Raw genomic sequence first — 14,272 nt, 5'->3', positions numbered from 1 at the left:
TTATGGTATTCACCATTTCCGACATAAAGAAACACCGATAATCATCATATGATCTAGCAACAGTATTGTTCAGGATAGAATTCATTGTTTTCGCTCTTTCTTAAAGTAATTCGGGAGTTTACTACTCCCCTCTTGTTGTAACTGATCATATCCTTATACTCAATACTCAATTTCAGCTTGACCAACAACTGAATATAAAACAGGGGCTGTGAACAGCCGCAAGAGAGTATGATCTCTCACACGGCTGACACAGCCCTTTAAAAATGCATCATGTCAATACTCTTATTTTATTTCGGAACCGCCCCATTCAACTACTGTAAAGCCTCTTCTTTCAAATGTGGAAAGTTCCTGCGGTTCGGTGTCCACTGCCTCTTCAAGAGGTACATAAGTCATGAATACGCGCAGCATACTGTCGGGTGCGGGTGTGATATTCAGCTTAGCGGAATCTGTATATTTTTCACTCTGGAAAGAAATGAGATTATACTTGTTATGCTCCATTTTAGGCAGCCAGTATACGATAAACTCGTTCATCTCATCTTCGGTCAGTCCCATATAGCTGAGCTTTTCTTTGAGGAAACTTTCGGTATCACTGCCTGCTACACAGAATCCCTTGGAAAAATCAAATTCTGTACGGCAGTTTACAGCGTCCCAGAACAGGTATCTGTGATGAGTTCCGTCAGCCTTGTTCACAAGTGATCCGTCAGGTTTAGCTATTACATCCCAGCCGTTGTTATACTTAGGATAGGTAGTGGCAAGATCAGCTTCCGTCAGTTCGACCTCAACATGGACGTCTGTCTCCTTTTCTGGATAGAGATAGATAACAGGCTTGTCTACCGAAGGGAAGAAAACGCTGATCTGCTTTTTTCCATAATCATTCACAAGCTGCACCCAGCCATACTGTCCCTTATATTCTGTAAATACCCAGTTATTGCTATTATTCATAACGCCGAGTTCCGTAAGCATAGTTTGTGCGGGGATCTTTGTAACTTTACCATAGCTTGTATCAGGTCCGCGATACAAAGTGATCTCATTGGCAATAACATATAATCTCGCACCATATATGGTCTCTTTGTCAGGCTTGACATATGAATTATTGCCGCCTATGGTAACAGTTACAGCATTTTTTATTGCGTTTGCAGTGTCCCATTTTCCGTTAACTCTTGCGGCGATAGCTACCTTATATGTCATGCCTGTGGTAAGATTTTTGGGAGAAGTGTAAACTGTATCGGTTATATTCTGCGCCTGAACTCTCCACTTGCCTGCGAGATATACAGCGATTCCGTACCTGTCAGCACCTTCCACTTTATCCCATGTGAATCTAACCTGGCGATATTTTTCGCTGTATTCTACCTTGATGTTTGTGGGATAGGTGGGCTTTGTTTCTTCTTCGATAGGTAAGCGCTTGTAAGTATTTTTGCCGCTGTTTTCGATAATGGCAAATTCTCCATTGCCACTTATAACAGTTTCGGGATCATTAGTGTTTACCCAGCCGTCGCCTTTTATAAGATATGTTTTTTCAGTATTAGTAAATGTTTCACCAAGAGTAAGAGAATTAAGGCTGGTACATCCATTGAACATACCGACTTTATCAGTTACTCTGCCCATATCAAAACTGCTCAGATCAAGGGATTTCAGACCGGAGCAGCGATAAAACATACCGCCCATATATGTTGCTTTGCTTGTGTTAAAACTGCTCAGGTCAAGTTGGGTCAAGTTGAAACAGCCCTCGAACATATAACTGAATGCCATAACATTTCTTGTGTCAAATCCGCTTACATTGAGCGATTTAAGACTGGTACAGTTATCGAACAAACTGCTCATATTGGTAACATTACTTGTATCGAATGCGCTTAGATCAAGTGATGGCAGGTTATAACAGTTAGCGAACATTCCTGCCATATTTGTAACATTACTTGTATTTAATCCACTTAAATTAATAGTGGTCAATTTTTGACAGTCACGAAACATAAGATCCATGATCTTAACTTTACTCGTGTCCGCTTCTGAAATATCGATAGTAGTACAATTACTATAATCACTAAACAACAGACTGCTGTCTTCGGGTAAAACCGTACTTTCTGTGGCTATGATGGTTTTTACGTACTGCTTATAGCAAAAATCTCTTATTGTATCACCATCGATCTCGCCCCTGAGAAAAAGAACACCTGAATATTCATCAAAAGAAAAACAAGCATCAGCAGCGGAAGCCTGTGCAATAATTCCCTGTGAGATAACAGGTGTACCATAGCTGACAACACCCGCTGTCATACAAAGCGACATTATTACTGCTAAAATTTTTTTCATCTTCATAAATTTGACCTCCCATTCAATAATATTGGATATGATAATATATCTATTAAATACAGAATGATTATAACACGCTTGAATGGTATTGTCAATATTTTTGACATATTTACTTAATCATTCGTCAATTATCAATAAGAGAAATTATTATTAATGTATATTTTTTACAGCAAGTGAAAGTATGGACTGATAACAATTCCTTGAGAATCATTGCGCAAAAAAACGAATATCCGTCTGATTGCAGACCGTCTATCCGTTTTTGTTTGTAAAATTATTTTCCGATAGAACTATCACTTTACTGTGACTGTCACAGCTTTGCTGATAACATTTATCGCAGGTAAGATTAATGCCTATGGATTCCTTGGGTCGGATATAATCTGCGAACAATTCATAAATGTTGTTTTCCTGTTCCGCTGTCAAGGCTGTCGCCTTTGTTGATATTATTTTACCCGAAGTACTTGACTTTTTCAATATACAGAATTATAATTATGACAGAAAGTCTTACATTTTTTAATTCTGTAAGAAAAGAGAGCGATACACATGGCACACCGGCAGCAGCCGTCATGTATGCGGTTATATAATCAAGCTGAAACTAAAAACTCTCCGATCGGGGTAAAAACGGTCGGAGAGTATTTTTTTCATGGATAGACCCCTTTCACTTTAGCACGCTAATACAAAAGTTGACAAAGTTGACACAAATTGACACTGTTTTGTCAACTATTAAAAGCCCTATTTTACGGCGTTTAAGCCTTGTTTTTGAGAAAATTGACAATGTTGACAAGGTAAGGGGAAAAATGAAAAAATAGCAGGTGATTTCCAATATATGGTAAATTTACTTTTTAAAGTATCCTTACTACCCTGTCAATTTTGTCAACTTTCATGTTTTTACCTCTGAAAGTCCTATTTTTCTGGGGTTATAAAGTTGACATTTTCGTGTCAACTTTTGTCAATTTTGTCAATTTAGTGGTGGGATTGACTTGTATTCTCGTTTTTGGCTTGCTTCCGGTGCTGTGTTCCACTATTATCCTGATATAGTTCAGGTCATTCTATTGTAACATTGAAAGCTCTCTTGTTTATACTTCCCGTATCCCATTCGCCGTTTACCTTGGCGCAGACTACCATTTTATAAGTGCCTGTTTCTACCTTGGGCGATGTGTAGCTTGTAACATTTCCATTGACCTGAACCTTTACGCGCCATTTGCCAGCCTGATATACGGCTATACCGTACTTTTCCGCATCCGCAGCAGCAGTCCACTTCAACCTGAACTGTCTACCACGAACCTCTGACTTCACAACGGGATATCTGTTGGCGGGTCTGTCAAGGGCTGTGAACTTAAAGCCGTTGTCAAGCGCATACTTTTCGGCGGAAGTGCCTTTATAGCCCTTTATTGTAAAGCCGTCAACCTTTTTATATACACTACCATAATAATTATTATATTCATAATGATACCCAAAAGCATTTTTGCCAATGGTCATAACGCTTTTCGGTACAGAAATGCCTGTAAGGTTTGAGCAGTTAATGAAAGCCGAATCTCCGATGTCTGTAACGCTTTCCGGTATAGTAATGTCTGTAAGGCTTGTGCAGCCGCTGAAAGCCCATTTGCCGATGAATGTCACACTGTTTGGAATGGTAATATCTGTAAGGCTTGAACAGTCATTGAACGCTGAATAACCAATGCTTGTAATGCTCTCCGGGATAGTAATGTCTGTAAGGCTCGAACAGTCGGCAAAAGCATAGTCGCCGATGTTAGTAACGCTGTCAGGTATAGTGATGCTTGCAAGGCTTGAACAGCCTTCGAACTCTGAATAATAAATGCTTGTAATACCCTTCGGCAGCTTTACGTCTGTAAGGCTTGTGCAGCCGCTGAAAACATAACCGCCAATACTTGTAACGCTGTCAGGGACAGTAATACCTGTAAGGCTTGTGCAGTCCTCGAAAGCGCAGGAGCCGATGCTGGTAACGCTGTCAGGGATAGTAAACCCGGCAAGGCTTGAACAGCCACAGAACTCTGAAGTGCCAATTCTTGTAATGCCCTTCGGCAGCTTTATGTCTGCAAGGCTTGTGCAGCTTTGAAAAGCAGAATCACCAATACTTGTAACAGTATCCGGTATAGTAATGCTTTTAAGGTTATGGCATCTTTCAAAGGCGTTTTCGCCGATGCTTGTAATGCCGTCAGGTATAGTATAGCTTTCAAGGCTTTTGCAGTCGCCGAACATATAATTTCCAAGTTTTGTCAAGCCGTCAGGGAGTTTTACGTCTGTAAGGCTTGTGCAGCCGTAAAAAACAGCATCGCCAAAGCTTGTAACGCTGTCAGGAATAGTAAAGCTTTTAATATTTGAACACTCGGAAAAAGCACGTTTGCCAATGCTTGTTACGCTTTCCGGGATAGTAATGTCATCAAAGCTTGTGCAACAGCAGAAAGCATAATCATCGATGCTTGTAACGCTGTCAGGTATAGTTACATTTTCGAGATCGTAGCATCTGTTGAAAGTACCCGCGCTAATGCTTGTGATATTATCCGGTAAATTTATGCCTGAAAGAGCATAGCAGCCGCTGAAAGCATATCTGCCGATATACGACACACCGTCCGAGAGAATTACCTTTTCAAGGTTTTGGCAGTCTCGGAAAGCATTGTTGCCGATGTGCGTTTTGTTGCCGGGGATGGTAATGCTTTTAATGCCTGTGCATTTGTAGAAAGCGTATTTGTCGATGCTTTCTACTGTATTCGGGATAGTTACGCTTTCAACTTCGCTTTCATAGAAAGCGAAATCGCCGATGCGTGTCACGCCGTCGGAGATAATTACGCTTTTAAGTCCGGGGCACGAATAGAAAGCATATGAGCCAATGCTTGTAACAGCTTTTCCGTCGATTTCAGAAGGAACAGTAACTTTTTCGGCAGTACCATAGTACTGGAGAATCTCTATACAGTCGTCGTCATGTACAAAATAAGAGAAATCCGCATACTTTCCGGAGGATTCCGCGTTAGCCCTCAGAGAAAAGCCTTCAAAAGTCCCCGCAGGCAGCGTCCACGCACCCGAAATTACAACAGCCAATGCAGCCAGTCCGCTTATTAAACGTTTATTCATGATAATTGCCCCCTGAAATATAATCATATAATATTTAATTATAACATATATTATTATATTTTCCTATTACAAAAGCACACAATTATCGCACTTTATTTTTGTATACTAATACGTGAAATATCATTGACAAACCTTATGTATGCGAATACATTATTCCGGGCTGCTGAAAGTATCAAACCCGTACCAAAGCAACATCACCGGCAGGTTCCAAGTCTTCTTCGCCTTTATTTTTCAGAACTTTACCTTCAGACCTTATCATGTCATTGCACTCGATATCAGCACTCTTGAGCTTGATCGACATAAGAAGATCCGGTTATCCCGCTGGCACAGAAATACTTCCATGTTTTTGAGACATATGATACGAAAAACTCGGTTATTCTTACTTTCAGTACAGTTTACCGTCATAGTACTGCAAAAGCAGCAGCACAGCACCGTCATAGCAATTTTCTTCCAGGATATCCTCCTGTATATCCCAGCCCACGTCGGCAGTTGCAGTTATAGCATCGTTTACTGCGGGCATTTCGTCGATGATGTGCTCATCCTCATCGAATATCTCATTTTCGATATCGTTCGATGCATCAAATATCATCTGTGCCCGTTCACTGATCTGCGGTTCGTTCTTATAATACTTATCGTACAGAAAATGCATAGCTTCTTCCGCTCGCTCAGATTCCTCAATTGACTCAGTTGGAAGATGAACGTCAAGCTCGCCGCTTTCAATCATGCTGTCAAACTCTTTCCTCATTTCCACGTCGATATTCTCATAATAGCTGTCACATATCCACCAATAAAGTGCATCGAAACCTGCAATACGCAGATAAGGATCCGGGCTTTGGGTAAGTGCGACTATGCTCAGCATTTCAGCCTCGTTTTCAAGGAAATAGCCCTTGTGGTGTGCAAGTTCATGTGCATCGATAACGATGCGGTCGAGCGGTGACTGATATTTACTGCGGGTAGGTTCCATCGTAAACGGATAGTTGTACCCTCCTATACCCATTCGGTCAAGTATATCCGAACAGAGCGCGGTTTTCACAGGCGGATAGTAACCATTCAAGCGGGGAAATTCTTCTCCCATCGACCGCATGGCATCTGCGATAAGGTACCGAGTATCTTCCTCAGTCGGGAAAATCACTGTACCATCGGAGAATATCTCTATTTCATCAGCGGCAGAATTGATCCCGTCTACCGAATATCTTACAAGCTTTTCGATCTCATCAGGATTGAATTCTGTTCGGGCGTCTGTTTCACCCTTTCCGAGAACCGTCCCGCAGAAGGGTATGTACCAGGTCGGCATATAGATAAATACCGTACAGACGATCGCCATCAGCAGCGTTTTGAAATACACTGCACAGAACCTGCGGTACCTATCTTTTTTACGTAAGAAAATAAGTAGCAGCAGAAATATCACTGCCAATACCGTCCCTGCGATGCCGATATACATAATTATCTCGCCTATCGCAAACGGAACAAGCCCCGTAGCGCGGCTCACACCGTTGCAAATATTATAGAAAATACTGTCCGTGTATCTGTCGCACAGGTTTGGAAAGAACCAAGCGAGCCCCATTACTGCAGAGCATATCAACAGAATGATCAGCACTCGCCAATATGCAGATAGTTTCTTCAAAATGTCATCTCCTGTTATACAAAATTCACTGACATTTATTATATCAGACGACATGATAAAAGTCAACAGAACGGTTTTTTAGACCTGCTCGATATGCAGTAACGTTACTGACATACTTTATCAGATATATCTTATGTATCCACACAGCACCCGTAGGAAAGACATAAATTGTAAAGTGTCACATCGGTAACAGTCGCTCAAATATAAACTCACTGCTGTGAAGAATATACATTAATATGTTTATCTATTATGGATAAGCAACAATTGATCAAGAAAATATATCGAAGTTATTGACATGAATAATTATCTGTGCTATCATATTTTTGTAATATTGATCTATTGCCATTTTGGGCACTAGAATTCGGGAGGACAAATCAATGAATATGAAAAAAGTTTTAGCAGTAGTTATGTCACTTTGTATGACAGCAGGTGTTGTAAGCTATGGTGCGCCTGTTATCACACAGACTATCACAGCACAAGCAGAAGCTGTTGTCGAAGCAGAGTGTTATTCTTTTGATGAAGCGACAGGCGTTCTGACGCTAAGAGGAATGGTAGATCGTGATACATTAAATGAATTTAGCAAAGAATACTGGTATTTAGTCACATCCATTGTCGCTGAAAAGGGAACAGTTTTTCCTGAAAATAGCAGTGCGCTGTTTAATCGCTTTAGTGAATGTACTTCTATGGATCTTTCAAATGCGGATACCAGCAATGTTACAGATATGTCTTGCATGTTTTTTTACTGTAGAAGCTTGAAAACTATTGATCTTAGCAATTTTAACACAGGCAATGTTAAAAATATGGATAGCATGTTCTACAACTGTAACAGCCTGACTTCGCTTGACCTGAGCAGTTTTTATACAAGAAAAGTTACAGATATGAGCGGGGTGTTCTGCGGTTGTTCTAGCTTGACCTCACTTGATATAAGCAGTTTTATTACAAGTAACGTCAGATATATGGATAACATGTTCAAAGAATGTACCAGCCTGACAACTCTTGACCTGAGCAACTTTGATACAAGGAATGTTAAATATATTTACAGAATGTTTTACGGTTGTTCAGGCTTGACCTCACTTGATGTAAGCAGTTTTGATACAAAAAATATTAGTGATTTAGAATCCCTGTTTGAAAACTGTTCAAGTTTGACATCGATCGATCTAAGCGGCTTTGACACAAGCAATATCACATATATCCGCAGGATGTTCGATAATTGTACCGAGCTAAAAACCATTTCTCTAGGTGAAAATTTCAAGAACATAAAAGCTGATGCAAAGCTTCCTAACGGTGAAGGCTGGATAAACACAAATGATCCCACAACTGTTATAAGCGGTGACAGTGATTTTGCAGAGATTGAAAACAGCGGTAAGAACATCTACAAGCGCTTACCTATCGAAGAAGAAACCTATCCCACAAACATCAAAGTAGAATACAGTGAAAAATATCACCAGGTAAGGTTCAAATGGGATGAGGTGGAAGGTGCTGACAGGTACGGAATCGCTGTATATCTCGCAGGCAAGTGGAGAGTTCAGGCACAGAATATAACCAACACTGTTTACACTTCTCCCAAGAATCTCACACCCGGCATGACTTATAAAGTAGCTATCGCAGCAAGAGTAAACGGCAAATGGGATACTGCAAACGCTATCAAAAATGCTGTGACCTGTAGCAATGATTTCTCTGTCAAACCTGAAAGAAATCTCAGATATGGTGCAGATCTGTATGTTATCGCCGATGAGATCACTTTGTATCTCGGACCCGATACAAGCTACGGTAAAGTTACAACTATCCCACAAAAAACTTACCTTCAGGAACTCGGTGATATGAAAAATAACAATAACTGGGCATATACAAATTATAAGGGACATTACGGCTGGGTACAGATCGTGAATGAATCGGGTGATAAACAGATCAAAATTTATAATTCATATGCTATAGTTGCTAAACCGGTTATTTACCTCTATCCCGAAAAGGAGACAGACGTCCATGTTGAGGTCGAGCTGACCGAAGCTGATCTTGCCACTACCTATCCTAAGTACAACAACGGCTGGGATGTAGTCGCAAAGCCTGACGGATCACTTGTGAACAAGGCTGACGGAACTCATCACAGATATCTGTTCTGGGACGCTGTAAACTGCCGTACAGAATTTGATTTTTCCAAGGGATTCTGCGTAGCAGGCAGTGATACCGAGAGTTTCCTCAAAGAAAAGCTCAGCTATATGGGACTGACCGAAGATGAGATGAATGAGTTTATCGTATACTGGCTGCCCTTAATGGAGCATAACAAGTATAATCTCATTTCTTTCCAGAGTGAAAAATATACAGATTCCGCTAAGCTGAACATCACACCCGCACCCGACAGTATGCTGCGCGTATTCATGACCTATTCACCTCTTGAAAAGGCTGTGGATATCGAACCGCAGGAGTTTGCCACATTTGAAAGAAACGGCTTCACAGTCGTTGAATGGGGCGGTTCCGAAATAAAATAATAATGTTGATATGATACAATTTTAAAGGGCTGTGTCAGCCGTGTGAGAGATCATACCCTCATGCGGCTGTTCACAGCCCCTTTTTTATTCTGTTACTTCGTGAGCGATATATACAGATTTTGATCCCTTGCAGAGTATTAATTTTAGATGTGCGGGATATTATACGATGCTTACTATTGAATGAAGATACATTTTCTTTATTTGTTAAACAATAAAAAAAGGCAAGTTTCTTATCAATAAAGCATCAATAAAAACGGATAGTCGTCTGCTTAGGACGATTATCCGTTTTGCTTTTTATTAAAATTTGATTTATGAAGTCTATCACTTTATAGTAACAGTACCGGCATATTTGATAGCAGTTGCTGTATCCCATATGCCGTTCACTCTAGCGGCAATCGCTACCTTATAAGTTACGCCGGGAGTCAGATTTTTGGGAGAAGTGTAGGTAGTGCCTGTGATATCCTGCTTCTGAACTCTCCACTTGCCTGCCAGATAAACTGCTATGCCGTATCTGTCAGCGTTTTCCACCTTATCCCAGGTAAATCTTACCTGATGATACTTCTCACTGTAATCGACCTTAATGTTGGTAGGATAAGGAACAGGGACTGGTTTCGGACCGCCGAACTGATCGTTCATGAATGATGACATCCAGACCAGAGAAGCGTTCAAGCAGACGGAAACCTCATTTACAGTCCACGCTTCAGCACTGTCAGCATAGTACTTCTGATTAGCTAAAGTGCCTCTTTTATAGCCGAGACCACGAAGGTAATTATCATGATACATATCTGAGCAGGGACCGCCTGCAAGAACACCTGAGGGTGCCTTCGGGAAGTCCGGATCGATACTGTTTGCCCAGTATCTGTGGTATGGCGATTTCATTGCCTTATCGCCGTAGCCTGATACATATGAGAAGCCCAGACCGTTGCGTCCGAAGAGGTAATCAAGTGCTTCGGCAGCACCGTTACGATAAATATATTTGCTGTTATCAGTATCATAAGCATAGGCAAGGACCATAGCGTTGTTGATAACGAAGGAGTTGGAGCCGTATTCATAACCTGTGAATGCTGGTTTATCGCTACCGATATAGTCCTCGGTAGTCATACTCTTGTAAGGTATGCCCATGCCTTCTTTACTCATCTGAATAAGGTATTGATCAGCAATATTTTGGATAGAATTGACAATAGTCTTCCTGTCAGCAGAAGATGTCTTGTCGCTCAAGTAGAGTGAAAGGGTGCCCAGACCCGCAGTATTGCCCCAATTGAAGGAACCGAACGATCGATCGTTCTCGCCGCCCCTCAAGCAGGAAGTCAAGCTGAATGCCTTATCATAACCTGACTGATCAATATCCTTTAAGAAATCATAGTAAGCTGCGTCCCCTGTTGTTGCATAAAGCTCACAAGCTGCCCAGTAAGCATCGTCAACTACATAGTTGTCACCGAAAACGTTGTTTACGCCGAATTCAGAAGGAGCAAAGTAGGGATCAGAATAGTATTTGCCCCTGTTAACGTTCCAGTTAGATTGCTTAGCCATGATAGCCTTCCAGCTGTTCTGTGCATTTTGCAGACACTCTTTTGCGAAGTCATCATCTATGCCCTTCCACAGACGTGAAGCCTGTGCAGCACAAGCGATCATGTTGAATGTGGCAGCATACGTAGGAGGTCTGACGATACGGTAAGGATAATTGTCCTCCATTGGGGGGTCCGTACAGTATATGGACCCGAACGTGAGCGGAAAATCTGCCAACGTATGGTCCTGCACTGAATGATATACAAAGCCGTCCTCATTTATCATTTTGAACATCCACTCCAGCTCTACCCTTGCTTCATCAAGTATATCGGGAGCATTATCCTTATTTTCGGGGACAGCTATCGTGCCGTCAGTCCACTTGCGAGTATTGCCTCTCCTCTTGGAGAACTCATAAGCGTTCTGAAGTGTCCATACGGAGAAACCGCCTTCGACAACGTACTTACCGTGGTCGTTTGCAGCGTACCATCCGCCTGTAACGTCGATCTTCTTATCCTTCTCGCCATCAGTGAAATCGCTGTCATAAGACTTTACCCACTTGCTCTGTACATAAGCCATATCTGGGTTATGACCATATCTAAGGTGTGACAGTGCGGACTTATCACCTGATGTGATGTACTCAGACTTTATCGGTACTCCTGAGCGGTTCTGATAGAAGTAGTTCATGGAATCCCTCAGCAGCTGATCATCATAGATCTGTCTGTCTATCCTGAATGGACTGCTCTCGTTCATCGTATAAGTTTTCAGAGTTACGGGATTTGTCCATAAAAGCTTATCACCGCTTAGCCTTGTATCGTTTGCACACTTGTTAAGCAGAACCTGAGTGCCGCTTACGCCGACTGTATCCTTAACGAATATCGTGTACTCGCCCTCAGTTCTGAAATCAGAGAAATCAATGATATGTACATTAGAACCGCTGTCCTTGAGTCTGGTAACGATCTGACTACCTATGTTAACAGTAGTAGTCTTGCCTGTACCTGAATCAGGATCGCTGCCGAATACCTTTGTTGTGCCCGTGTACTTAACGTTGCCGTTCTTATCTCTGATCTCAAACTGCAAAGGTGAAGAAGCATCGGTAACATAAGAGGCTTTCTTTTCCAGCTGAGGATAGTAACCGATCTGATTCAGACGAACGTTGCTTTCGGGTCTTACAACGCCCCACTCGTTAACATCTCCATCGATAAATACGCCACCGGTAGTGTCGATCAGAGACAGATCATCGAATTTGAGGACCGTACCGTTTGGGAAGCAGTCTACCGGCTGATACTGACCCTTACCGCCGTAGTGGAATGCCCAGTCAGCAAGCTCAAGATCATATTCAGCTGTAAACTCAGCATCGAAGGTGTTGTCGCCTTTAGCGATCTTTACGCATTCCCACGTCTGATTGAAATCATCATTGCCGCAGTTGTTGTGCCAAACTTCAACAGTTCCGCCGTAGTTACCGATCTTGGTGTACAGCTCACCCTCATTGGAAGAATTGACCTTCCAGTGTACCTTGTAAGTATGACCTTTGTGTATAATTATATTTCTGCAACGGAACTGAAGATCCCATCTTGACTCGGGACCATCGTTATTCTGTATCGTTATATTGTAAGTGCCGTCTGAAATATCGAAGTCCTGCCGTGCCGGTGCATTCTCTAATGTGCGCCAGGGAAGACCTATGCCTGCTTCGAAGTCAGACTGGATAAGTATCTGTTCGTCTTCTGCAAACACACTCATAGGTGCAGATGCGGCTGCTGCCGATAAAGCGCCGGTAATTGCCACAAGCCCTGCGGCGATACGTTTCATTGTCTTGTGCATAATCTCTTGACCCTCCTTTTGAAAATAAAAGAACTTAAATCTGATACGGCTGTAACTTACAGTAAGCGAAATATATACCTGAAACAGCCATAGCCACATTATAACTGGGATGGACATTTCACAGTCATTACGCTGTTATGTCCGATAGACATTATACCACATTGCTTTTCAAATTGCAATGATTTCAATATTTTTAATTATGGTTATCCCATTAACACACCACAAGTAAGATCACTGAACCAAAGCAGCCAAAAGCCTTAAATACGCACTGTTTCCCAGCTTACGACGGTTGAATTTGTAACAGTATTCGGCAGCATATAACGCTGTGTGGATCTTTTCGTTTCCGTGGTAAGTTCCCATGATCATTGCTTTGAAGTTTGATATAACTTTATGCATCCAATTCAGCTGACCGCTTGTCGGATCATATGTCTCAAAAACATGGAAGTATTTCTGTGCCAGCGGTTTCTTGTAACTTCGAGCATTATCACTCTCGATCTTCGAGCCTGCGCGGATATTATCCCTGGCAAATCTACCCACAGTTATGCCCTTTAAATTCGGCACATCGCTCATTTTTACGTACTCGGGATTTCCTGCTGCGTTCTTCGATAAAGCTACGATCATCTTGACTTTTTCAGTACCTCTGCCGCGCTTTTTACCGTGAGTCGGAGCACCGAGATACGTGTCATCAAGTTCAACGATCCCGTCGAGCAAATAGCGTTCTTCACGGCATTTCATAGCTTTTCTGATGCGATGAAGGATGTACCAGGCTGTCTTGTAAGTCACTCCCAAAGACCTCATCAGCGTAACAGCAGAAACGCTGCATTTGTTGCTCATAATGAGGAATGCAGTGACTATCCACAGTCTGAGCGGAATATGTGTTCTGTGCATAAAAGTTCCGTTTGTGGCGGATATATCTGCTTTACAGAACTTGCAACGCAGCAGATGACGTGACCTTATCCTGCGGTACTCAGAGCCACCGCAAAACGGGCAGGCAAAGCCCTTTTCAAAGCGGATATCAAGTAGAAAATCCTTGCAAAAGCTTTCATCTGCGAACTTTGAGTATATCCCATCAAGTGTGATCTCAGGTTTCGGAAATCTTTTTGACATAGCGACAGCTCCTTTCGGTTTCTGTCACTATTATACTATATTTTCCGGTTTTTGAGGTCTGTTTATTTGGACAGCATTGTAAATTATCTGTGGTGTGTTAAAGGGATAACCATGTTTTTAATTCCAAACCTCTGCCGCATCAGATTTCCGCAGTATATAAAAAAACAATTCGCAGATGCATATGGTATGAAACTTAAAAATGTTCTTCTTGATGCCCACGATAATCAGCTTATCAAGATATTCTGTCAACGCACCATAGTAGCGTTTTTCTTTTAAATGTAGATTACAAGTTGAAGTAACATCTGACGGCATTAACATCTTTAAAGGGTAAATCTCCGAA

At 41.8% G+C, this 14,272-nt stretch carries 6 protein-coding genes; 1 reads left to right on the top strand and 5 read right to left on the bottom strand.

Annotated elements, in window-relative coordinates; genetic code table 11:
* Positions 1 to 282: 282 nt before the first annotated feature.
* From N773_RS21000 to N773_RS0101825, 3 genes are all read right to left on the bottom strand, one after another.
* Positions 283 to 2,310, bottom strand: a complete 2,028-nt coding sequence (locus N773_RS21000) for a BspA family leucine-rich repeat surface protein (protein WP_024856172.1) — start codon at positions 2,308 to 2,310, stop codon at positions 283 to 285.
* 1,035 nt (positions 2,311 to 3,345) lie between these two features.
* Positions 3,346 to 5,391, bottom strand: a complete 2,046-nt coding sequence (locus tag N773_RS20995) for a leucine-rich repeat domain-containing protein (protein WP_024856171.1) — start codon at positions 5,389 to 5,391, stop codon at positions 3,346 to 3,348.
* A gap of 385 nt (positions 5,392 to 5,776) precedes the next feature.
* Positions 5,777 to 7,015 carry a DUF3810 family protein gene (locus N773_RS0101825; RefSeq protein WP_024856170.1) on the bottom strand — a complete coding sequence of 413 codons (1,239 nt, stop codon included), beginning with the start codon at positions 7,013 to 7,015 and terminating at the stop codon, positions 5,777 to 5,779.
* Between the two features lie 377 nt (positions 7,016 to 7,392).
* Here N773_RS0101825 and N773_RS20990 point away from each other — a divergent pair, with 377 nt between their 5' ends.
* Positions 7,393 to 9,501, top strand: a complete 2,109-nt coding sequence (locus N773_RS20990; RefSeq protein WP_051454244.1) for a BspA family leucine-rich repeat surface protein — start codon at positions 7,393 to 7,395, stop codon at positions 9,499 to 9,501.
* 321 nt (positions 9,502 to 9,822) lie between these two features.
* Here the strand turns inward: N773_RS20990 and N773_RS0101810 are convergent, their stop codons facing one another.
* Positions 9,823 to 12,825: a glycoside hydrolase family 9 protein gene (locus tag N773_RS0101810; protein WP_024856169.1), complete on the bottom strand. Its 3,003-nt coding sequence runs from the start codon at positions 12,823 to 12,825 to the stop codon at positions 9,823 to 9,825.
* A gap of 231 nt (positions 12,826 to 13,056) precedes the next feature.
* Complete coding sequence (locus N773_RS0101805; protein WP_013483548.1) at positions 13,057 to 13,932, bottom strand: IS1595 family transposase; 876 nt, start codon at positions 13,930 to 13,932, stop codon at positions 13,057 to 13,059.
* Positions 13,933 to 14,272 lie beyond the last annotated feature (340 nt).

The organism is Ruminococcus albus AD2013 (assembly GCF_000526775.1).
Lineage (GTDB): Bacteria > Bacillota > Clostridia > Oscillospirales > Ruminococcaceae > Hominimerdicola > Hominimerdicola alba_A.
This window is presented reverse-complemented; position numbering and strand designations above follow the sequence as displayed.